Source organism: Brucella gallinifaecis, from assembly GCF_006476605.1.
Lineage (GTDB): Bacteria > Pseudomonadota > Alphaproteobacteria > Rhizobiales > Rhizobiaceae > Brucella > Brucella gallinifaecis.
Window position 1 is genome coordinate 173,862 of record NZ_ML636803.1, and the last position, 22,419, is coordinate 196,280.

Sequence of the window (22,419 nt, forward strand, 5' to 3'; positions counted from 1 at the left end):
CTGGAAAACAGCTTTGGTAAAATCCAGCCCAATTATGGTAATCTCATCCATGCAGCGGTACTTACTTTGTGGTGTATTGCAACGGCCACGTTAGGTATTTTCGATACCGGCTAGAAAGGTTGTTAAGTACTCACTGCAGATTGCTGCTCAGTTACAAAGACGTAGATGCCCAACACTTGGTTCGTAGCGTCTTTACGAGACCTGTATAAAAGTCAAAGGAAAATGGTTGTTTTGTATTGAGCCGCTTCATTGACCCTGATGTCGTACTTTCAACTCATCATCCCGCGCACCAGAAACCCAGGGGGCGCTGTCGCTGCTGACACCTCGTATCGCATACACCCGGATTACGCACCGACAATTCTTTGTTTGCAACCTTTAAAACACACGATCGCAAATTGGTGTTTAGCGCTAGTTCCATCAAAAGCTTCCAAAAATGGAAATCTTGAAACAGACAGATTGCCAATTGTCACTTCAAAACAGGTTTAGCATTCAAAGTATATGCTCTAGATTATCTATAATTGATATAGTTTCTGAATATGACTTGTTTAACTATAAGATCAATACTTTACATGATTCACCAGCTTTTGCAGCAGGAGCATTTTCATTTCTGATCAATAATGCCTGAGAGCGGACCAAAGCCGTAAGCATTGATGAATCCTGCACGGAAAACGGGGTTGCAATGAGTGTGCAGTCAGGGGCCTGTATGACAGTTGCGCGGATATAATCGCGTCGATGATCATTGGATTTCAATGCTGTACCGAGCTTTGCCGGGCGAATGTCTGCGCTCAATTCTGTGCCGGAGAGTTTGGCAACCAGTGGGCGCAGAAAAACAAGGCTGCAAACAAGGCTGGAAACCGGATTACCAGGAAGTCCGATAACATGCACTGTTTTACCGGAAACTGTTTTGCGACCATACATGAGCGGCTTGCCCGGACGCATGGCAATTTTCCAGAAATCGAGATCGACGCCACAATTGAGTAAAGCATCATGAACGAAGTCGCGATCTCCGACTGACGCGCCACCAATTGTCACCAGAATATCGATATTGTCTGCAAAAGCGTCACTGATTGCCGTTTCGATCTTTGCTGCATCGTCAACTATAATGCCCAGATCTTCTGGAGTGCCACCTGCACGACGGATAATCTCAGCGATTCCAACACTGTTGGAAGCTACAATCTGGTCCGGGCCGGGGATTGTTCCTGGGGGAACGAGTTCGTCACCTGTAGCAAGTATAGCGATACGTGGTTGCCGGAACACGCAGATTGTTGCATTGCCACTGGCGGCTGCAAGTGAAAGCGCTGGCGCATCAAGAGAGCGTCCAACCGGCACTACAATGTCTCCGGGGGCAAAATCTAATCCCGCACGACGGATATGGCGACCTTTGTCTAATCCCTGATGGATTGTCAGTTTTTCCCCGCAACGTTCGGTGTCTTCCTGAATAACGATGCTGTCTGCATCTGTGGGCATAGGTGCGCCGGTGAAAATACGCACAGCCTGGCCTTGTTTCAGACGGCCTTCAAAACGTTTACCAGCCGCTGATTCGCCAATGACATTGAATTCCAGAGGGTAATTTATCTTCTCAGGTGCAATCAGCGCATAGCCATCCATGGCCGAGCAATCGAAGGGAGGTTGCTGCAGTTTGGCCTGAACGGCTTCTGCAACAACACGCCCGCCTGCTTCAGAGAGGGAGAGATTCTCTGTACCATGCGGTTGCACGCTATTTAGAATGCGCGCAAGTGCTTCATCGACTGGCAGCAGGGACATATGGCTTCCTCTCGTCTGAAAACTTCAGGCTTCCCAGTTGCCTGATTTTCCGCCGCTCTTTGCTGAAACATGAATATCAGTGATTTCCATATGGCGATCGACGGCTTTGGCCATGTCATAAATAGTGAGGCAGGTTACAGAAACCGCGGTAAGTGCTTCCATTTCAACCCCGGTACGGCCTTTGAGTTTTGCTGTCGCAGATATGCGCAGACCGGGAAGAGTCTGGTCGGATTCAATTTCAACGGATATTTTCGTCAGCATGAGCGGATGACAGAGCGGAATAAGATCCGCTGTTTTCTTGGCAGCCATGATGCCAGCAAGCCGTGCAGCGCCGATAACATCGCCCTTGGCGGCGTTCCCTTCGAGAATAAGCGCCAGAGTTTCCGGCTTCATTCTCACTGCACCGACAGCGGTTGCCTGACGTTCAGTCTCAACCTTATCGCCAACATCGACCATATGGGCGGCACCAGTCTGATCAATATGGGTGAGTTTCACAGTCATTGCTTATGCCTTGCCAGTCAGAAGCTCACGAGTAGCACTTGCCACATCCTCTTTGCGCATCAAGCTTTCTCCAATCAGGAATGTGCCGATATTGGACCTCTCAAGACGCAGGCAATCATCATGGGTGAAAATCCCGCTCTCGCCCACCAGTACACGATCTGAAGGCACCATTTTAGCAAGGCGCTCGGAAACGGCCAGATCAACGTCAAAGGTACGAAGGTTGCGATTGTTGACGCCAATGAGACGCGATGAAAGCTGCAATGCGCGGTCCATCTCTGTTTCGTCATGCACTTCAATCAATGCATCCATGCCAAGTTCAAAAGCCGTTTCTTCAAGTGCCTTTGCGAGGTCATTATCAACGCTTGCCATAATGATAAGAATACAATCAGCACCCCAGCTGCGTGCCTCGTAGACCTGATATGTATCGAAAAGGAAATCCTTGCGCAGCGCAGGCAGAGAGCAGGCATTGCGTGCAGCCGTCAGAAATTCCGGCGCCCCCTGAAAAGATGGTGTATCGGTTAGAACAGAAAGGCAGGCGGCACCACCATCCTCATAGGCTTTCGCCAATGCGGGTGGATCAAAATCCGGGCGGATAAGCCCTTTTGACGGGCTTGCTTTCTTTATTTCTGCAATCAACGCAAACTTGTTGGCCGCATGTTTTGCTTCTAGAGCCTTGAGAAAACCGCGGGTTGCTGATTGATCCCTGGCGCGTGCCTTCACTTCATCAAGGGGAAGGCGTGCCTTTGCGGCAGCGATTTCTTCGCGCTTATAGGCTTCGATTTTCCGCAAAATGTCGGTGGACATGATTTAATCCTCTCCGTCAGAGCGGCTGTTCGTTTGATACAGCGACAAGCTTTTGCAAAACTGTCAGTGCAGCGCCACTGTCGATTGATTGTGTTGCAAGGGCAATACCGTCTTTAAGGTCTTTTGCCTTGCCGGAAATTACCAGTGCTGCGGCTGAATTTAACAAGACGATATCACGATAAGCATTTTTAGCACCTTCGAGAACTGCCAGCAGTGCCTTGGCGTTGAGCTCTGCGTCTCCACCCTTGAGTTCAGATATATCCACACGGCGAAGCCCCACATCTTCCGGCTCAATTTCAAATGTGCGGATTGAGCCGTTCTCCAATGCTGCAATCTTGGTGGTGCCAGCGGTGGTCATCTCGTCAAGACCATCGCCATAGACGACCCATGCGGTTTTTGATCCCAGCTCCTTGAGAACTTCCGCCAGCGGTTCAACCCATTCTGCCGAGAAGACACCAACAAGCTGGTGCTTGACGCTCGCCGGATTTGAAAGTGGTCCGAGCAGATTGAAAATTGTGCGGGTGCCAAGTTCAACGCGTGAGGGGCCAACATGGCGCATAGCGGAATGATGCATGGGGGCAAACATGAAGCCAAGTCCTGCTTCACTGATGCTGCGGCCAATTGTATTGGCATCGGCTTCAATGTTGACGCCAAGAGCCGCAAGAGCATCGGCTGCCCCTGAACGGGAGGAGAGGGCACGATTGCCATGTTTTGCAACCGGAACACCTGCGCCAGCAATGACAAAAGCAGAGCAGCTTGAGACATTGTATGAGCCGGACTGGTCGCCGCCCGTGCCGACAATGTCCACAGCATTCTCCGGTGCTGAAACCGGTACCATGCGTGAACGCATGGAGGCGACAGCACCGGCAATTTCCGGTACGGTTTCGCCACGCACGCGCAAGGCCATCAGAAAGCCACCGATCTGCGAAGGGGTGGCCTGACCGGACATCATGATGTCGAAGGCTGCTTTGGAATCCTCGAACGACAGTGGTGTGCCGGTGGCAGCCTTGGCGATATAGGGTTTTAAGTCAGCCATTCTTTTATGTCCGCTGCTTGTCAGAATGCCAGTGCGTTATTGATGGCCGTCTGGTTGATTTTAACCGGGTACTGCTTTTGCAATTCACCAACCAATTGTTCCAGAAGATCATTGGTCAAGGCTGTTGCGAGATAGGTTTTCTGTTCGTCTGGAATGGCTTCAGGACCAGCGGCTGTAGGCTCAACCACTTCAATTACCTTGAACAGAAGCTGCCCATCATTTGACACAGCGCCTGCTGTACCTGTGTGGTTAAGCGGGCCACGGAATACCTGTGCCGTTGCAGCCGAACCAAAATCAGCATCATTCGTATTGCGGGTAATGCCACGCTTGGTCTGTTTTTCGACGCCTGCATCGGCGGCGATTGCATCAAGTGTCTCACCATCATCAAGGCGCTTTTTCAGCTCTGCCATACGTTCATTGAGACGCTTGACCGCTTCTTCGCCTTTCCATGCAGCTGTAACCTTGTCCTTGACTTCGTCCAGTGTACGATCACGCGCTGGTGTTATTTCATCAACCTGATACCAGAGATAACCACTATTACCCAGCGTCAGGGCATCATTGTCGAAGCCCTGGTCGGCCTGGAATACAGCCGGGAGCAGCGCTTCCGCGGTTGGTAATTCGACGGCTTTACCCGATGGATCATTACCTTCGTCATCAATCGCTTCGATTGTCACAGCTTTGAGGCTCAGACCCTTGGCGACATCTGCCATGCTGGCCCCTTCAGAACGTTGCTGTTCGTAAGAATCATGAATGCCATTGATGCTGCTGATAGCGATATTGGTTGCTACAGTGTTGCGAATTTCATTTTCGACTTCTGCGAGTTCTTTTACATTTGCCGGGTTAATTGCTGTGACGCGCAGAATAACCGGGCCAAAGGCACCTTTTACAACATCGCTGACGCCGCCTTCGTCGAGTGCAAATGCTGCATCAGCAATGATTGCATCCGGGAGAGCTGTTTTTTCAAAGGTGCCAAGAACCAGATCATTTTCGCTCTTGCCCTGTTCCTTGCCAATATCCACAAAGCTGGTGCCAGCCACGATTTTTTCGTGTGCAGCCTTTGCAGCGGCTTCATCTGCAAAATTAAGCTGCTCAATCGTGCGGGTTTCATTGGTGCTGAAACGGCTTTTGTTCTTCTCGTAATAATCCTTGATTTCATCCTGTGTGACAGCCGTCGGGTCGGAAATATCCGAAGGTTCAAGCTTCACATAGGTAATCTTGCGGTATTCCGGTGCTTTGTATTCGTCTTTATGTTCTTCAAAATAGGTCTTGAGCGCTTCATCCGAAGGGGCAGGGACCGCATCGGCTTTTTCAGCCGCAATTGTAATATAGTCGGCACTGCGGCTTTCACTCTGATAAAGAGCAAGCGCTTTCAGCATTGCGTCGGGTATTTTCAGGCCGTCGGTGGAAGCTTCGATGATCTGCTGGCGACGCGCAACTTTTGCACGATTGTCGAGATAATCCTGCGGGCGAATGTTTGACTGGCGCAAAACCGCATCAAACTGGGCGCGGCTGAAATTGCCGCTTGCATCCTGAAATGAAGGATCTTCGCCGGTGAGACGGGCAATACCATCCTTGGAAAGACCAAGTTGCATATTGCGTGCCTGCTCATCGAGTACGACCCCGGCTGCGAGCTGTGCCAGAACCTGCTGGTCGACGCCGAGCTGTTGCGCCTGTTCACGATTAAGCCGCTGGCGGAACTGTTGCGAAAGCCGCATCAACTGCTGTTCATAGGCAAAACGGTAATCAGATGTGCTGACTTTTGAACTGCCAGCGCTGATTGCTGAATCCACTTCCATTTCACCCTGGAACGCATCCGTAATACCCCAAGCCGCAAAGCTGAGGACGAGCAGGCCAAGAAGAAGCTTGGCAACCCAGGATCTGGCGGCATCACGCATACTGTCGAGCATTGGAAACCCTTTAAGAACAAAACAAAGCCCGGCTATCTGTAAAGATAAGCCTTTAAGAGGGGATAACCTTAAGAAAGGTTCCGATGCAAGTTCTCATTGTGTGTAGAACACCAAGAACATTGCATTGCTGTGCGAATACGCTTAGTCAATGGCAAAATTTGGCGCTACTCGCATATTGTTGAGTGGTTTGCTGTCGTTCAAGGCGAGGAGAATGACATGACTCCGGGAATCCGACCGCTGGTTGCTGGCAACTGGAAAATGAATGGTACGGGAGAATCTCTGACCGAATTGCGTGCGATTGCTGCGGGGCTTAGCTCTGATCTTGGTCGCAAGCTTGATGCTGTGATCTGCGTCCCTGCAACTTTGCTCTCACGTGCGGCAGAAACGCTTGAAGGCGAAACTGTTGGTCTTGGCGGGCAGGACTGCCATCCAAAAGTATCTGGCGCACACACAGGCGATATTTCAGCGCAAATGCTCAAAGAAGCCGGTGCGAGCCATGTTATTCTTGGCCATTCAGAGCGCCGTACCGATCATCGGGAATCCAGTGAATTGGTGCGCAGCAAGACCGAGGCTGCGTGGAGTGGCGGTCTTGTGGCAATCGTTTGTGTTGGCGAAACGGCCGATGAACGCAAAGCAGAGCGCACTCTTGATGTTATTGGTGAACAGCTTGCGGCTTCTTTTCCTGAAGGTGTGAATGCTGAAAACACAATAGTTGCTTATGAGCCTGTCTGGGCCATTGGTACAGGTTTGACGCCAACGGTTCAGGATGTGCGGGCCGCTCATGCATTTATGCGCGAAAAATTGATTGAGCGTTTTGGAGCAAATGGTGCACATCTGCGCCTTCTTTATGGCGGTTCGGTAAAAGCGTCGAACGCAATGGAGTTGCTCAGCATTCCTGATGTGGATGGCGCATTGGTGGGCGGAGCAAGCTTGAAAGCAAACGATTTCCTTGCCATATGCGAAACCTATCGGAATTTGTAATGAGTGATGCTTCTGAATCTATATCAGGGGCAGGGCTTGGTTTATGACGCAATAGCGTGTAAAGAGCCGCTCTATCTATTTGTATCATCGCTGGCCGGGCGCAAGTTTCATTGTTTTTCCGGTTATGCATTAGTCCAGAGATATAAAGACCTTAACCTATGCAGACCATAGTCATTGTCATTCATTTGTTGATCGTTCTGGCGCTTGTAGGCGTTGTGCTCATCCAGCGTTCCGAAGGCGGTGGCCTTGGTATCGGCGGCGGTTCGGGCTTTATGACGGCTCGTGGGGCCGCCAACGCGCTTACCCGTACGACAGCTATTCTTGCTATCGGCTTTTTTGCCACTTCGCTCGTTCTGGGTATCATGGCACGCTACGGCGACAAGCCGACAGATATTCTTAATCGTATTCCGGCAGCTGGCAGTACGCAAAACGCTCCTGCTGGTGGTGCTGGCGGTGGTATTCTCGATCAGCTTGGTGGCGAATCTTCGCGCAGCAATGAAGCAGACATACCTGCTTCAGGTGAAGCTCCGACAACCACACCTGCCGAGCCACAGGTTCCAAGCTCCCAGTAAGGGGCATATAAATACAAGTTTTGAAGACCGGTCTGAAAAGGCCGGTTTTCTTTTTGTTAAACATGCCCCCGTAAAGTGTTGCATGTGGGCAATAGCGATCATTGAATCGTGATGTATAGCTCATGCGAATAATTGAGTAATTTTGTCGATTAACGTATGAAGTTGAAAATCTGATTGCGATATTGCTTCAGGTGTTTTCCGTTTTTGCTTGGTTTCGGGAACTGATCATGTCTTCACGTTTTATTTTAATGGCGAGCATTGCCAGTCTTTGTATAGGACTGACAGGTCCGGGTTATGCTGCTGGTGGCGAAGCCGGGCTTGATGCTTCTGCAAGTTCTGTCCAGCAGGTTGCTGCAGCAAGTGATGCCAAGACAAAGCCGGCACGGAAGAAAAAGAAGAGCGCTTCGAATGCGGGTGCCGCAAAGAAAGTTGCTCTTAACCGCTATAATATCGATCCGCGCTATCAGGCCCAGACCGTTGCGTTTTCGGGATATGAGCCTGGGACAATTGTGATCGACCCTTCGAAGTATTTCCTCTATCTTGTTGAAAGTTCAGGAAGTGCACGCCGCTATGGTATCGCTGTCGGTAAAGTCGGCCTTGAGTTCAAGGGAACTGCAACCGTCAATGCCAAGCGTGAGTGGCCGCGCTGGATTCCGACCAAGGAAATGATCGAGCGTAATCCTTCTCAATATGGTCGCTATAAGAATGGTATGGATGGCGGCCCGGGCAATCCTCTTGGTTCGCGCGCCATCTATCTGTTTCAGGGGAATAAGGATACCTATATCCGTATTCATGGAACGACTCAGCCATGGACCATTGGCAGCCCTGCTTCGAATGGTTGCTTCCGTATGACCAATGAAGATGTCATGGATCTCTATGATCGCGTTGGTATGGGTGCAAAAGTCGTCGTTCTCTGATTTTATGAGAAATACCCGAAAGGCCGGGAGTTTCCCCGGCCTTTTTTCGTGCGTGTGTTACAAACAAGGTGACATGCTGCGAGAGGGCTGAACTCTGTGGAAACATCCGGTTTAGGGTATGAAAATACTGCCCGGATGTGAATTTGATGGAAAAAACATTGATTGCCGTTTTTTTAGTGGCGGAATCAATCAGAAGGGTCTAACGACATAAGCCCATGGCGCGATATGTATTCATCACAGGCGGCGTGGTTTCTTCCCTCGGAAAAGGCATAGCCGCAGCAGCATTGGCTGCACTCCTTCAGGCACGCGGTTACCGCGTGCGTATCCGTAAACTCGACCCTTATCTGAATGTCGACCCCGGTACGATGTCGCCTTACCAGCATGGTGAGGTGTTCGTCACTGACGATGGTGCCGAAACAGACCTTGATCTGGGCCATTACGAGCGGTTTACCGGTCGTCCTGCCAATCAGCGGGATAATATCACGACGGGTCGTATTTACCGCAACATTATCGAAAAGGAACGCCGCGGCGATTATCTCGGTGCGACGGTTCAGGTCATTCCTCACGTCACGGATGAAATCAAAAATTTTATCCTTGAAGGCAATGACGAATATGATTTCGTGCTGTGCGAAATCGGTGGCACGGTTGGCGATATCGAGGCCATGCCGTTCCTTGAAGCCATTCGCCAGCTTGGTAACGAGCTGCCACGCGGCAGTGCTGTTTATATCCATCTGACATTGATGCCGTATATTCCTGCGGCAGGTGAACTCAAGACGAAGCCGACGCAGCATTCGGTGAAGGAATTGCGCTCAATCGGTATTGCGCCGGATATTCTTCTGGTGCGTGCAGATCGCGAAATTCCAGCTTCTGAACGCCGCAAGCTGTCGCTATTCTGTAATGTGCGTGAAAGCGCGGTTATTCAGGCGCTTGATGTCTCGACCATTTATGATGTGCCTATTGCCTATCATAAGGAAGGTCTTGATAATGAAGTGCTTGCCGCATTTGGTATTGAGCCGGCGCCAAAGCCACGCATGGAGCGTTGGGAAGCTATTTCCCATCTTCTGCACAATCCTGAAGGCGAAGTCACTATTGCCGTCGTCGGCAAATATACCGAGCTGAAGGACGCTTATAAGTCGCTGATCGAAGCGTTGCAGCACGGTGGAATTGCCAACAAGGTCAAGGTCAATCTCGACTGGATTGAAGCCGAGGTCTTTGAAAGCGAAGATCCTTCACCATATCTCGAAAAGGTTCATGGCATTCTGGTGCCGGGCGGTTTTGGTGAGCGTGGTGCAGAGGGTAAGATTCTTGCGGCCAAGTTTGCTCGTGAACATAAGGTGCCTTATTTCGGTATCTGTTTTGGTATGCAGATGGCCTGCCTTGAAGCAGCACGTAATCTCGCAGGTATCGACGATGCGTCATCGACCGAGTTTGGTCCGACAAAGGAACCCGTTGTTGGTCTTATGACCGAGTGGCTCAAGGGCAATATGCTTGAAAAGCGCACAAATTCGGGTGATCTTGGTGGTACAATGCGCCTTGGTGCCTATGATTCCACGCTCAAGGCTGGAACGCGAATTGCTGATATTTACGGTTCGACTGATATTTCTGAACGTCATCGTCACCGTTATGAGGTGAATGTTGATTATAAGGATCGTCTGGAAGCAAGCGGCCTGATTTTCTCCGGCATGTCGCCAGATGGTGTTTTGCCGGAAACCGTCGAATATGCTGACCATCCATGGTTTATCGGCGTTCAGTATCATCCTGAACTAAAATCACGTCCGTTTGAACCGCACCCGTTATTCGCGTCCTTCATTGCAGCTGCGATAGAGCAGGGTAGGCTGGTATAAGACTAAAATGCGCCCCTTCGGGGCGCGTTTCATTTGTGCGCCTTGTTTTCGATCAATTCGCACGCCAGATAAGGTGCCTTATGGCACTTGTAATATTTGAAGGTTCCCTATCATGACGACTGCCAATTCTACTGTCAAAATCGGCAATGTTACATTTTCCAACAGTGCACCACTGGCTTTGATTGCCGGGCCTTGCCAGATGGAAACACGTGAACATGCATTTGAGATGGCTGGCCGACTGGTTGAAATTACCAGCAAGCTTGGCATTGGTCTCGTTTACAAGTCGAGCTTTGACAAGGCCAACCGCACGTCGCTCAGCGCACAGCGCGGCATCGGCCTGGAAAAGGCTTTGGAAGTCTTTGCAGACCTTAAGAAAGAATATGGTTTTCCGGTTCTGACAGATATTCACAATGAGCATCAATGTGCGGAAGTGGCTGAAGTTGTCGATGTTCTTCAGATACCTGCTTTTCTGTGCCGTCAGACTGATCTTCTGGTTGCTGCAGCTAAAACGGGCCGCGCAATCAATGTAAAAAAGGGGCAATTTCTGGCGCCGTGGGACATGAAAAATGTGCTGGCCAAGATTACTGAAAATGGCAATCCAAATGTAATGGCGACTGAACGCGGTGTATCTTTCGGTTACAATACGCTTGTTTCCGACATGCGTTCGCTGCCGATCATGGCTGGCTTCGGGTCGCCCGTGATTTTTGATGCGACGCATTCGGTACAGCAGCCCGGCGGACAGGGTGGCTCTTCGGGTGGTCAGCGTGAATTTGTTGAAACACTTGCAAGTGCGGCTGTGGCTGTTGGTGTGGCGGGTGTGTTTATCGAAACCCATCAGGATCCCGACAATGCGCCATCTGATGGTCCGAATATGGTGCCTATTGATAAAATGCAAGCACTGCTTGAGAAACTCATGGCTTTCGACAGGATTTCTAAATCGATTTAAAAATTCATCATGAATTCACAGGCAGGGGTATTCCTCTGCCTTTAAATTCTGTAATGAAGTCTCACATCGAATTATTCAATGTGCCTCGTAACAAAGCGGGGCTATCTACAGGGAAGGACTTGCCCCTATGACTGCAATCATCGACATCGTTGGCCGTGAAATTCTTGATAGCCGCGGTAATCCGACCGTTGAAGTCGACGTTTTTCTTGAAGACGGTTCTTTTGGACGCGCCGCTGTGCCATCGGGCGCATCGACTGGTGCGCATGAAGCCGTTGAGCTGCGCGATGGCGGCAGCCGTTATCTTGGCAAGGGTGTTGAAAAGGCTGTTGAAGCTGTTAACGGCAAGATTTTCGATGCAATCGCTGGAATTGACGCTGAAAATCAGCTTCTGGTTGATGAGACACTGATCGATCTTGATGGTACGCCAAACAAGGGCAATCTCGGTGCGAATGCAATTCTCGGCGTTTCGCTGGCTGTTGCCAAGGCTGCTGCCCAGTCAACTGGCCTGCCGCTTTATCGCTATGTTGGCGGTGCTAATGCTCATATTCTGCCAGTTCCAATGATGAACATCATCAATGGCGGCGCACATGCTGACAATCCAATCGATTTTCAGGAATTCATGATTCTTCCGGTTGGTGCTCCGTCTCTTCGTGAAGCAGTCCGTTATGGTGCCGAGGTTTTCCATACGCTCAAGAAGCGTTTGAAAGATGCGGGCCATAACACCAATGTTGGGGATGAAGGCGGTTTTGCGCCAAATCTGCTGAGTGCAGAAGCTGCGCTCGATTTCGTTGTCGAATCGATCGAAAAAGCTGGTTTCAAGCCGGGTGAAGACATTGCAATCGGTCTTGATTGCGCGGCAACCGAGTTTTTCAAGGACGGTAATTACGTCTATGAAGGCGAGAACAAGACCCGAGATCCAAAGGCGCAGGCTGAATATCTTGCAAAGCTTGCTGGCGATTATCCAATCGTGACGATTGAAGACGGTATGGCTGAAGACGACTGGGAAGGCTGGAAATATCTTACCGATCTGATCGGCAAGAAGTGTCAGCTCGTTGGTGATGATCTGTTTGTTACCAATTCGGCTCGTCTGCGCGATGGTATCAAGATGGGGGTTGCCAATTCGATCCTCGTCAAGGTCAACCAGATTGGCTCGCTCAGCGAAACACTTGATGCCGTCGAAACCGCTCACAAGGCCGGTTATACTTCTGTCATGTCTCACCGTTCGGGTGAAACAGAGGATTCGACCATTGCCGATCTCGCAGTTGCAACCAATTGCGGTCAGATCAAGACCGGTTCGCTGGCACGTTCGGACCGGACAGCAAAGTATAATCAGCTTATCCGTATTGAAGAAGAACTTGGCAAGCAGGCTCGTTATGCAGGCCGCAGCGCGTTGAAGTTCCTCTAGATCGAGTTGAATATGCGAATAAACAGGCGGGCTTCGGCCCGCCTTTTTGTTTGCTTCGTTTTTGTATGGATTAAAATTTCAAAAATACAGGTTTGAAGCACTTGTGCCCATGCGACGGTAAAGCTCTGTTAAGCAGAATAATGTTTTATGGTGGAAATCGGATCGGCGGCTTTGATTAACAACCAGAAACGCTATGAGCATCCGGGAAGGAAGCTGAAATGTGGACCAAGCAGAAACGTAAATCTATTCGCGGCCGTTTTGTGCTGCCTGTTCTGACGGCTGCATTTTTGAGCTATTTCGGTTTTCACGCCTATCATGGCGAATTCGGTCTATATTCCCGCATCCAGCTTGAAGAGCAAAAAAGTCTGCTGACAAAGCAGCTTGAGAAAGTGAGTGCGGACAGAGCAGCCCTCGAAAAGCGAGTCGCCCTTTTGCGCGACGGTTCCATTGAAAAGGATATGCTTGACGAGCAGGCGCGCAGGGCGCTTAATCTCTCCCATGTCGATGAAATGACGATTATCATTTCTCGTGAGGATCGGTCAAATTAACTGAAATGCAGTTAATTGCCTTTTTATGGTATGTTTATAAGGGCTTGGCGGCATAGCAGCTATGCTCTACGTGCATATTGTATCTTGTAAAATGCCCGTATAACGTCACAATAGAACAACAATCGTAGAGCGCTGCGTGTCATTGGTATGCGTGAAAGGGCTCATAATTTGAATCGACGCATGTTGCTTTCAAAGCCGTTACCCGGGTTTGGCTGCATGCTAAAGGGAGCGAGATATGGCACCGAAGGCTAATAAAGCGTCGGCTGGAAAATCGCAGGCCTCATTTGGGAATCTTCCCAAGACGCCAGCGCCGGCTGATTTCAATAAAGAGCAGGAACTGAACGCCTACCGCGAGATGCTGTTGATTCGCCGTTTCGAAGAAAAGGCCGGTCAGCTTTACGGTATGGGTTTCATTGGTGGCTTCTGTCACCTTTATATTGGCCAGGAAGCTGTTGTCGTCGGTATGCAGACAGCGCTCAAGGAAGGTGATCAGATTATCACTTCCTATCGTGATCATGGTCACATGCTGGCAACAGGCATGGAAGCGCGTGGCGTTATGGCCGAACTGACCGGACGTCGTGGAGGTTACTCCAAGGGCAAGGGCGGTTCCATGCATATGTTCTCCAAGGAAAAGGGCTTTTACGGCGGTCATGGTATTGTCGGTGCTCAGGTTCCTCTTGGTACAGGTCTTGCTTTTGCGAACAAGTATCGCGGCAATGATAATATCTCTGTCACTTATTTCGGTGATGGTGCTGCCAATCAGGGGCAGGTTTATGAAGCCTTCAATATGGCGTCGCTATGGAAGCTTCCGGTGATCTATGTGATCGAAAACAACCGTTATGCAATGGGTACCTCGGTTTCGCGTTCTTCCGCTGAAACAGATTTCTCCAAGCGCGGTGTTTCCTTCAACGTCCCGGGCATCAAGGTTGACGGCATGGACGTTCGCGCCGTGGCTGCTGCTGCTGAAGCCGCTGCTGAATGGGCGCGTGCCGGCAAGGGGCCGTTAATCCTTGAAATGGAAACCTATCGTTATCGCGGTCACTCCATGTCTGATCCTGCGAAATATCGATCCAAGGATGAAGTGCAGAAGATGCGCTCCGAGCACGACCCGATTGAACAGGTCAAACAGCGCCTGCTTGAAAATAACTGGGCTACTGAAGAAGAGCTGAAAGAAATCGACAAGGAAGTTCGCGACATTGTCGCTGATGCGGCTGATTTCGCTCAAAACGATCCAGAGCCGGATGCTTCCGAGCTTTACACGGATATTCTGCTCTAATTCAGGAAAGGTATTGTCATGCCCGTAGAAATTCTCATGCCTGCCCTTTCCCCGACGATGGAAGAAGGCAAACTGTCCAAATGGCTGAAAAAAGAAGGCGACAAGGTCACATCCGGTGACGTGATCGCTGAAATCGAAACCGACAAGGCGACGATGGAAGTTGAAGCTGTCGATGAAGGCACTGTCGGTAAAATTCTTATCGCAGAAGGAACCGAAGGCGTGAAGGTCAATACGCCGATTGCTGTTCTTCTCGGTGAGGGTGAAAGCGCTTCCGACATTGGTTCTGCTCCTGCTGCTAAAGCAGAAGCACCGAAGGAAGAAGCGCCAAAAGCTGAAGAAAAGAAGGCCGATAGCGTGCCTGCTGCTCCGAAAGTTGAAGTTGCTTCCGGTCCGGACATCCCAGCCGGTACAGAAATGGTTTCGATGACTGTGCGTGAAGCACTGCGCGATGCCATGGCTGAAGAAATGCGCCGCGATGATGATGTTTTCATCATGGGCGAAGAAGTTGCTGAATATCAGGGCGCTTACAAGATCACGCAGGGTCTTCTGGACGAATTCGGTCCGCGCCGGGTTGTCGATACTCCAATCACCGAACATGGTTTTGCCGGTGTTGGTGTTGGCGCTGCGATGGCTGGATTGAAGCCGATTGTCGAATTCATGACCTTCAATTTCGCCATGCAGGCGATTGACCAGATTATCAATTCGGCTGCGAAGACGCTTTATATGTCAGGCGGCCAGATGGGTGCACCAATGGTGTTCCGTGGTCCTTCGGGCGCTGCTGCGCGTGTTGCTGCCCAGCATTCCCAGTGCTACGCTGCATGGTATAGCCAGATCCCGGGTCTCAAGGTCGTTATGCCTTACTCGGCTGCTGATGCAAAAGGCCTTCTCAAGGCTGCAATTCGCGATCCAAATCCGGTTATCTTCCTTGAAAACGAAATTCTCTACGGTCATCATTTTGATGTACCGAAGATTGACGATTTCGTTCTGCCAATCGGCAAGGCCCGCATTCACAAGCAGGGCAAGGATGCAACCATCGTTTCGTTCGGTATTGGCATGACCTATGCGGTCAAGGCTGCGGAAGAACTTTCCGCACAGGGCATTGATGTTGAAATCATCGATCTGCGCACTATCCGCCCGATGGATATTCCAACGGTTGTTGAATCGGTCAAGAAGACTGGCCGTCTTGTGACTGTGGAAGAAGGCTTTCCGCAGTCTTCTGTTGGTACTGAAATTGCCACCCGCGTCATGCAGCAGGCTTTCGATTATCTCGATGCACCGATCCTGACGATTGCTGGCAAGGACGTTCCGATGCCATATGCGGCAAATCTTGAAAAGCTGGCTTTGCCAACTGTTGCAGAAGTGGTGGAAGCGGTGAAAGCCGTGACCTACACCGCCTGAGGGAGGACTGGATATGTCGATTAAAATCACTATGCCAGCACTTTCGCCAACCATGGAAGAAGGCAATCTTTCCAAATGGTTGGTTAAAGAAGGCGACAAGGTTACATCTGGCGATGTGATCGCCGAGATCGAAACTGACAAAGCGACGATGGAAGTCGAAGCTATTGATGAAGGTGTTGTTGCCAAGCTGGTTGTTCCTGCCGGAACAGAAGGCGTCAAGGTTAACGCTCTGATTGCAATCCTTGCCGAAGATGGCGAGGATGTTGCGGAAGCAGCAAAAGGCGGTGATGCCGCTCCAGCACCAAAGGCAGAAGCATCTCAAGAAGAGTCGAAAAAGGAAGCTGCACAGGTAGCAACTCCGGCTCCTGCAAAAGCTGAAACGCCAGCGGCTGCTCCTGCTGCTAATCAGGGCGCCGAAAACAAGGGTGATCGCGTTTTCGCATCGCCACTTGCACGTCGCGTTGCAAAGGAAGCAGGTGTTGATGTTTCGGCTGTAAAAGGCACCGGGCCTCATGGCCGTGTTGTTCAGCGTGATGTTGAAGCTGCAATAAAGTCCGGTGGCGCGAAAGCTGCATCTGCTGCACCTCAGGCGGCTGTGTCAGCTCCAAAGCCTCAGTCGGATGATGCCATCCTCAAGCTGTTTGAAGAAGGCACATACGAAATCGTTCCTCACGACGGTATGCGCAAGACTATTGCCCGCCGTCTGGTTGAATCGAAGCAGACAGTTCCGCATTTCTATCTGACAGTTGATTGTGAACTTGATGCGCTGCTGGCTCTGCGTTCGCAGATCAATTCAGCTGCACCGTTAATCAAGACAGAGAAGGGTGAGGTTCCGGCCTACAAGCTTTCTGTCAATGATCTGGTGATCAAGGCTGTTGCATTATCGCTGCGTGATATTCCTGAAGCCAATGTTTCCTGGACCGAAGGCGGCATGATCAAGCACAAGCGTGCGGATGTCGGTGTTGCCGTGTCTATTCCGGGTGGTCTGATTACGCCAATCGTACGTCAGTCGGAATCTAAAACGCTGTCAGCTATCTCCAATGAGATGAAAGATCTTGCCAAGCGTGCGCGTGATCGCAAGCTCAAGCCTGATGAATATCAGGGTGGTTCGACCTCTGTGTCCAACCTTGGCATGTTCGGTGTGAAAGACTTTGCAGCGATCATCAATCCACCCCATGCGACAATTTTCGCAATCGGTGCGGGGGAACAGCGTGCAGTGGTCAAAAATGGTGAAGTGAAGGTGGCGACAGTTATGTCTGTCACGCTTTCCACCGATCACCGTGCGGTTGATGGTGCTCTGGCTGCTGAACTTGCACAGGCTTTCAAGCGTCACATCGAAAACCCGATGGGTATGCTGGTCTGATATGCTTATGCGCCGCGTGTTGTCTGATACGCGGCGTTTCTTATATATAAGCCGATAGCAAGTCGGCAATCCGGGAATATGCGTCGCAAAAATTCTGCGTAAGATGCTGCTTTCCGTAATTCTGAGGTTTTAAGGGCAGGACACTATGGCCGACATTTACGACGTTATTATCATTGGATCGGGACCCGGCGGTTATGTCACCGCGATCCGTGCAGCGCAGCTTGGCCTTAAGACTGCGATTGTCGAGCGCGAGCATCTGGGTGGTATTTGCCTCAACTGGGGCTGCATTCCGACCAAGGCGCTGCTGCGTTCGGCGGAAGTGCTGCATCTTGGCGAACATGCCAAGGATTACGGTCTCAAGCTTGAAGGCTCGATCAGTGCTGATGTGAATGCTGTTGTTGCGCGTTCGCGCGGCGTGTCTGCGCGGCTCAATGGCGGCGTTGCCTATCTGATGAAGAAAAACAAGATCGACGTGATCTGGGGTGAAGCCAAGCTGGTTAAAGGTGCATCCGGCAATACACCTGCCGAGATTTCGGTCGGCAAATCATCCAAGCAGCCGATGCAGCCGCAAAATCCTGTACCAAAGGGCGTTTTGGGTGAGGGCAGCTACAAGGCCAAGCATGTGATCGTTGCTACTGGCGCACGTCCGCGTTCGCTGCCGGGCATCGAGCCGGATGGCAAGCTGATCTGGACCTATTTTGAAGCGATGGTTCCGCAGGCACTGCCAAAGTCGATGGCGGTTATGGGCTCCGGTGCTATCGGTATTGAATTTGCATCTTTCTATAATGCCATGGGCGTTGATGTGACGGTTGTTGAATTGATGCCGAATATCATGCCGGTTGAAGACGTGGAAATTTCCACCTTCGCACGCAAGCGTCTGGAAAAACTGGGCCTCAAAATCATCACCGAAGCGAAAGTCACCAAGGTTGAGAAGGGCACGGATTCTGTAACTGCCCATATCGAAACGAAGGATGGCAAGGTTGAAAAGCTGACGGTTGATCGTCTGATTTCGGCTGTTGGCGTTCAGGGCAACATCGAGAATCTCGGTCTTGAAGCGCTTGGTGTGAAGACCGATCGTGGTTGTGTCGTCATTGACGGTTATGGCAAGACCAATGTTGAAGGTATTTATGCCATTGGTGACGTTGCCGGTCCTCCGATGCTTGCTCACAAGGCTGAGCATGAAGGCACAATCTGTGTTGAAAAAATTGCCGGTCTTCCAAATGTTCATTCGCTCGACAAGCTCATGATTCCGGGCTGCACCTATTGCAATCCACAGGTGGCTTCTGTCGGCCTGACCGAAGCCAAGGCCAAGGAACAAGGCTTTGACATTCGTGTCGGTCGCTATTCCTTCTCGGCAAATGGTAAAGCCATTGCGCTTGGTGAGGATCAGGGTCTGGTCAAGACGATCTTTGACAAGAAGACCGGACAGTTGCTTGGCGCGCATATGGTTGGCGCGGAAGTTACCGAGCTTATTCAGGGCTTCGTCATTGCGATGAACCTGGAGACGACTGAAGAAGAACTGATGCATTCGGTATTCCCACATCCGACCCTTTCTGAAATGATGAAGGAAAGCGTTCTGGATGCCTATGGACGTGTTCTTAATGCTTAAACCAGGAGTGAGATCATTCCACTGATTGATAATGGAGGGCCATGGCGCAGAGCTGCATGGCCCATGATTAAATGGTGTAGCGTTGGTGGTTTGGCGCTTGGCTTTATAGTCGGGAGCTTGAGCCTGATTGGCGGAAACACCATATCGATCAATGGAATGGCGATTGCTGGTTGGTATGGCGTATGGACGCTGACTTTTGCACTTGGATTTGCCGGGCTATTGTTTGGTCTCATCTGGGCACTGGTTTTCAGGGCGTTGGGAATGGCGGCGAGACGGTAAGCCGCAGCATATTGACGAGGTCTTTGGGCGTACAAAGTTGACAGGTTACGGGCCAGAGATTACGAACCGGACCCAATTTAGAAGTGTTTCACATTTGTGAAAACTTCGGATAGGCAGGAAACAGCATGGTTACAGTTCTCGACACGGTGAACCAGAGACGTCTTCGTCATCCGGAGAAAGCGCATCGTCCAGACAATGAAATCCTGAAAAAACCGGAATGGATCCGCGTCAAGGCACCTGTTTCGCGTGGCTATAATGAAACCCGTGAGATTGTTCGATCGAACAAACTTGTGACTGTTTGTGAAGAAGCTGGCTGCCCGAATATTGGTGAGTGCTGGGAAAAGAAGCACGCGACCTTTATGATTATGGGTGAAATCTGCACCCGAGCCTGTGCTTTCTGTAATGTCTCCACCGGTATTCCGAAAGCACTTGACCCGAATGAGCCGGAAAGTGTTGCCCGTGCTATCAAGCAGATGGGCCTTACCCATGTCGTGATCACCTCTGTTGACCGTGATGATCTGGCTGATGGTGGTGCGCAGCACTTTGCTGACGTTATTCGTGCGATCCGTGCAGCAACGCCAAAGACAACGATTGAAATTCTTACGCCAGACTTTCTTCGCAAGGAAGGTGCGCTTGAGATTGTGGTCAAGGCACGCCCTGACGTGTTCAATCACAATCTGGAAACGGTTCCGTCAAAATATCTCAAGGTTCGTCCGGGGGCTCGTTATTTCCATTCGATCCGTCTGTTGCAGCGCGTGAAGGAACTCGATCCGACAATCTTTACCAAGTCAGGTATTATGGTTGGTCTTGGTGAAGAACGTAATGAAATTCTCCAGCTGATGGATGATCTTCGTTCAGCTGACGTGGATTTCATGACGATTGGTCAGTATCTGCAACCGACCCGCAAGCATCATCCGGTGATCCGTTTCGTAACGCCAGACGAATTCAAGTCGTTCGAGACGATTGGTCGTACAAAAGGATTTGCGCTTGTTGCATCCAGTCCGCTGACGCGCTCATCACACCATGCCGGTGATGATTTCGCAAAGCTCAAGGCTGCGCGTGAAGCGCAGATCGCAGCACAGGCTTAAACTCGCATGCCGCAATTTACCAATGTCAGACGCGTTCATCATCGCGCAGATGAAATGTTTGCGCTTGTTGCAGATGTTGAAAAATATCCGCAATTCCTGCCGATGTGTGAAGCGCTTTCCATCCGCTCACGCAAAGAGCGTGATAATAAGACGCTGCTAGTTGCCGATATGAGCGTTGGTTACAAGCTTATTCGCGAGACTTTCACCAGTCAGGTTCTTCTGAAGCCGGAAGAAAATATCATTGATGTGAAATATATCGATGGACCATTTCGTTATCTCGACAATCGCTGGACGTTTAAATCCGTGGGTGATGGTTCGGAATGTGATGTTGAGTTTTTCATCGATTATGAATTTAAAAGCCGCACGCTTGGGCTTTTGATGGGATCAATGTTTGATCTGGCTTTCCGCAAGTTTTCAGAAGCTTTCGAGAAACGTGCCGATGCAATTTACGGCTAAGCGTTAAGCGCTTCAAGCACGAGCGCCAGCGCAGACAGCACTGTCTCGTGGCGAATGTCTTCGCGAGACTTTTCTCCAAAACGGAGTTCTTTGTGCAGCGTAGCGAAGCCTTTGCGGGCGCTGGCAATATGTACGAGACCGACTGGTTTTTCTGCTGATCCACCTCCGGGGCCGGCAATGCCAGTCACAGCAATGCTGATGCCTGCGCGTGAACTGGCAAGTGCACCTTCTGCCATAGCGATTGCCACTTCTTTTGAAACAGCGCCGACACTCTTGATCAGCTCCATCGGGACGCTGATCATCTCATTCTTGGCTTCATTGGAATAGGTGACAAAGCCCCGGTCCACTACATCGGAAGAACCGGCAATATCGGTGAGTGCTGCCGCGATCAGCCCACCTGTGCAGGATTCTGCCGTCACAATCATGATGCTGTGTTTACGACATGCATTCAGGACGTTGATGGCTTGAACTTCGGCAACGAGTGTCATTCAGGCACCTCGCCGGGATAGATCACGGTTGCAGTCACAATAGCAGCAATGCCTTCGCCACGGCCAACAAAACCCATTTTCTCATTGGTTGTGGCTTTCACGGAAACGCGGTCCTGAGAAATGCCAAGCATAGCGGCCATAGCTTGCGTCATTGCCGGACGGTGAGGGCCAATCTTCGGCTCTTCTGCGATGATGGTCACATCCGCATTGGCGATACGACCACCTGCTTCGCGAACAATACGGACAGCATGCTCAACGAAGATATGCGATGCAGCACCCTTCCATTGCGGATCGGATGGCGGAAAATGTGTGCCAATATCGCCTGCGCCGCGCGTGGCAAGCAGTGCGTCGGTCAGAGCATGAAGCGCTACATCGGCATCTGAGTGGCCATTAAGCTTTTTATTATGCGGAATGGATACGCCGCAAAGCGTGACGTGATCGCCCGGCTCAAAACTGTGAACGTCATAGCCATTGCCGGTGCGGATATCTGGAAAAGAAGTCATGCCATGCCTTAAACGTTTGTCGGCCATTTCTATATCTTTGGCCCATGTCAGTTTGGTATTGTCTGCCGATCCCTCAATGATACGTACGCACAGGCCATAGGCCTCTGCAATTGACGCATCATCGGTAAAATCTGAACGACCGCTCAGAAATGCCTTTTCATGTGCATCGAGAATAGATGCGAAAGGGAATGCTTGCGGTGTTTGTGCTGCGAAAAGACCTGTGCGCGGTATAGTTGTCTTGACTGTGCCATCGCTTGCGGACTGTTTCAAGGTGTCAGATACGCCAAGAGCAGGCAGCACACCTTCCAGCGGCGTCAGGTTCCGGAATATTTGCGTGAGTAGTTCTTGTTCGATGAAGGGACGCACACCGTCATGGATGAGCACATAATCAGGGGCCTTTTGATTGAGTGCAAGTAATCCAAGTCGTGTGGATTCCTGTCGTGTCGCACCACCAATGATCACACGCAGATTTTTATAATGCCCGGTGATGGCTTTATCGTAAAGCGCTGCATCATCGGCATGGATGACGACGACAATTTCAGCAATTTGCGGGTGTTGCGCAAAAGCCCGTATCGTGCGCGAAAGAACTGCTTCGCCACCGATCTGCCGATATTGTTTCGGCCCTTCCGTGCTTTGTCCGGCTCGTTCGCCACGCCCTGCGGCGACAATGACTGCTGCTGTCCGTGAAATGTTGCTTGCCTTCGTCTCGGATTCAACTTGTTCCTTGCGCAATA

21 protein-coding genes are annotated in these 22,419 nt (G+C 50.7%); 14 read left to right on the forward strand and 7 right to left on the reverse strand.

Translation table 11 applies throughout. The features are described 5' to 3' along the window. Nucleotides 1-549 precede the first annotated feature (549 nt). Genes FHY56_RS07450 through FHY56_RS07470 form a run of 5 tightly spaced genes read right to left on the reverse strand, consistent with a single transcriptional unit; the run spans nucleotide 550 to nucleotide 6,012 of the window. Nucleotides 550-1,764, reverse strand: coding sequence for a molybdopterin molybdotransferase MoeA (locus tag FHY56_RS07450; RefSeq protein WP_140904544.1), 1,215 nt, complete (start codon nucleotides 1,762-1,764; stop codon nucleotides 550-552). Nucleotides 1,765-1,788: 24 nt separating this feature from the next. After that, nucleotides 1,789-2,265, reverse strand: coding sequence for a cyclic pyranopterin monophosphate synthase MoaC (gene moaC / locus FHY56_RS07455; protein ID WP_140904545.1), 477 nt, complete (start codon nucleotides 2,263-2,265; stop codon nucleotides 1,789-1,791). 3 nt (nucleotides 2,266-2,268) lie between these two features. Beyond that, nucleotides 2,269-3,069 carry an indole-3-glycerol phosphate synthase TrpC gene (gene trpC / locus FHY56_RS07460; RefSeq protein ID WP_140904546.1) on the reverse strand — a complete coding sequence of 267 codons (801 nt, stop codon included), beginning with the start codon at nucleotides 3,067-3,069 and terminating at the stop codon, nucleotides 2,269-2,271. Between the two features lie 16 nt (nucleotides 3,070-3,085). Continuing rightward, nucleotides 3,086-4,105 carry an anthranilate phosphoribosyltransferase gene (gene trpD / locus FHY56_RS07465; RefSeq protein ID WP_140904547.1) on the reverse strand — a complete coding sequence of 340 codons (1,020 nt, stop codon included), beginning with the start codon at nucleotides 4,103-4,105 and terminating at the stop codon, nucleotides 3,086-3,088. A 20-nt stretch (nucleotides 4,106-4,125) separates the two neighbouring features. Continuing rightward, nucleotides 4,126-6,012, reverse strand: a complete 1,887-nt coding sequence (locus tag FHY56_RS07470; protein ID WP_140904548.1) for a peptidyl-prolyl cis-trans isomerase — start codon at nucleotides 6,010-6,012, stop codon at nucleotides 4,126-4,128. Nucleotides 6,013-6,228: 216 nt separating this feature from the next. On the opposite strand from FHY56_RS07470, the gene tpiA reads away from it, so the two are divergent. From tpiA to FHY56_RS07540, 14 genes are all read left to right on the forward strand, one after another. Beyond that, a complete protein-coding gene (gene tpiA / locus FHY56_RS07475) occupies nucleotides 6,229-6,993 on the forward strand; it encodes a triose-phosphate isomerase (RefSeq protein ID WP_140904549.1) in 765 nt (254 codons plus the stop codon). Between the two features lie 158 nt (nucleotides 6,994-7,151). After that, complete coding sequence (gene secG, locus FHY56_RS07480) at nucleotides 7,152-7,565, forward strand: preprotein translocase subunit SecG (protein ID WP_140904550.1); 414 nt, start codon at nucleotides 7,152-7,154, stop codon at nucleotides 7,563-7,565. Between the two features lie 227 nt (nucleotides 7,566-7,792). Next, nucleotides 7,793-8,482: a L,D-transpeptidase gene (locus FHY56_RS07485; RefSeq protein WP_140904551.1), complete on the forward strand. Its 690-nt coding sequence runs from the start codon at nucleotides 7,793-7,795 to the stop codon at nucleotides 8,480-8,482. Between the two features lie 215 nt (nucleotides 8,483-8,697). After that, nucleotides 8,698-10,326, forward strand: coding sequence for a CTP synthase (locus FHY56_RS07490; RefSeq protein WP_140904552.1), 1,629 nt, complete (start codon nucleotides 8,698-8,700; stop codon nucleotides 10,324-10,326). A 112-nt stretch (nucleotides 10,327-10,438) separates the two neighbouring features. Next, nucleotides 10,439-11,272: a 3-deoxy-8-phosphooctulonate synthase gene (kdsA, locus tag FHY56_RS07495; RefSeq protein ID WP_140904553.1), complete on the forward strand. Its 834-nt coding sequence runs from the start codon at nucleotides 10,439-10,441 to the stop codon at nucleotides 11,270-11,272. Between the two features lie 127 nt (nucleotides 11,273-11,399). Beyond that, on the forward strand, nucleotides 11,400-12,677 hold the full coding sequence (gene eno / locus FHY56_RS07500; protein WP_140904554.1) for a phosphopyruvate hydratase: 1,278 nt from the start codon (nucleotides 11,400-11,402) through the stop codon (nucleotides 12,675-12,677). 218 nt (nucleotides 12,678-12,895) lie between these two features. After that, entirely contained in the window at nucleotides 12,896-13,225 is a 330-nt protein-coding gene (locus FHY56_RS07505) for an FtsB family cell division protein (protein WP_140904555.1), read from the forward strand. A gap of 235 nt (nucleotides 13,226-13,460) precedes the next feature. After that, nucleotides 13,461-14,501: a pyruvate dehydrogenase (acetyl-transferring) E1 component subunit alpha gene (pdhA, locus tag FHY56_RS07510; RefSeq protein ID WP_140904556.1), complete on the forward strand. Its 1,041-nt coding sequence runs from the start codon at nucleotides 13,461-13,463 to the stop codon at nucleotides 14,499-14,501. Between the two features lie 18 nt (nucleotides 14,502-14,519). Beyond that, nucleotides 14,520-15,899 (forward strand): pyruvate dehydrogenase complex E1 component subunit beta, encoded by a 1,380-nt coding sequence (locus FHY56_RS07515; protein ID WP_140904557.1) that lies wholly within the window; start codon nucleotides 14,520-14,522, stop codon nucleotides 15,897-15,899. 13 nt (nucleotides 15,900-15,912) lie between these two features. Then, a complete protein-coding gene (locus tag FHY56_RS07520) occupies nucleotides 15,913-17,262 on the forward strand; it encodes a pyruvate dehydrogenase complex dihydrolipoamide acetyltransferase (RefSeq protein WP_140904558.1) in 1,350 nt (449 codons plus the stop codon). A gap of 145 nt (nucleotides 17,263-17,407) precedes the next feature. Then, a complete protein-coding gene (gene lpdA / locus FHY56_RS07525) occupies nucleotides 17,408-18,871 on the forward strand; it encodes a dihydrolipoyl dehydrogenase (RefSeq protein WP_140904559.1) in 1,464 nt (487 codons plus the stop codon). Nucleotides 18,872-18,934: 63 nt separating this feature from the next. Continuing rightward, nucleotides 18,935-19,150 (forward strand): hypothetical protein, encoded by a 216-nt coding sequence (locus tag FHY56_RS07530; protein ID WP_140904560.1) that lies wholly within the window; start codon nucleotides 18,935-18,937, stop codon nucleotides 19,148-19,150. 125 nt (nucleotides 19,151-19,275) lie between these two features. After that, nucleotides 19,276-20,238: a lipoyl synthase gene (lipA, locus tag FHY56_RS07535; protein ID WP_140904561.1), complete on the forward strand. Its 963-nt coding sequence runs from the start codon at nucleotides 19,276-19,278 to the stop codon at nucleotides 20,236-20,238. 6 nt (nucleotides 20,239-20,244) lie between these two features. Next, the gene (locus tag FHY56_RS07540) at nucleotides 20,245-20,694 is read left to right on the forward strand and encodes a type II toxin-antitoxin system RatA family toxin (protein WP_140904562.1); all 450 of its coding nucleotides are present in this window, start codon (nucleotides 20,245-20,247) and stop codon (nucleotides 20,692-20,694) included. On the opposite strand, the gene FHY56_RS07545 is transcribed toward FHY56_RS07540, so the two are convergent. After that, the gene (locus FHY56_RS07545; protein ID WP_140904563.1) at nucleotides 20,691-21,182 is read right to left on the reverse strand and encodes a CinA family protein; all 492 of its coding nucleotides are present in this window, start codon (nucleotides 21,180-21,182) and stop codon (nucleotides 20,691-20,693) included. The genes FHY56_RS07540 and FHY56_RS07545 overlap by 4 nt on opposite strands. Continuing rightward, entirely contained in the window at nucleotides 21,179-22,417 is a 1,239-nt protein-coding gene (locus tag FHY56_RS07550; protein ID WP_140904709.1) for a bifunctional 2-C-methyl-D-erythritol 4-phosphate cytidylyltransferase/2-C-methyl-D-erythritol 2,4-cyclodiphosphate synthase, read from the reverse strand. Before FHY56_RS07550 ends, FHY56_RS07545 begins: the two co-directional genes overlap by 4 nt. Nucleotides 22,418-22,419 lie beyond the last annotated feature (2 nt).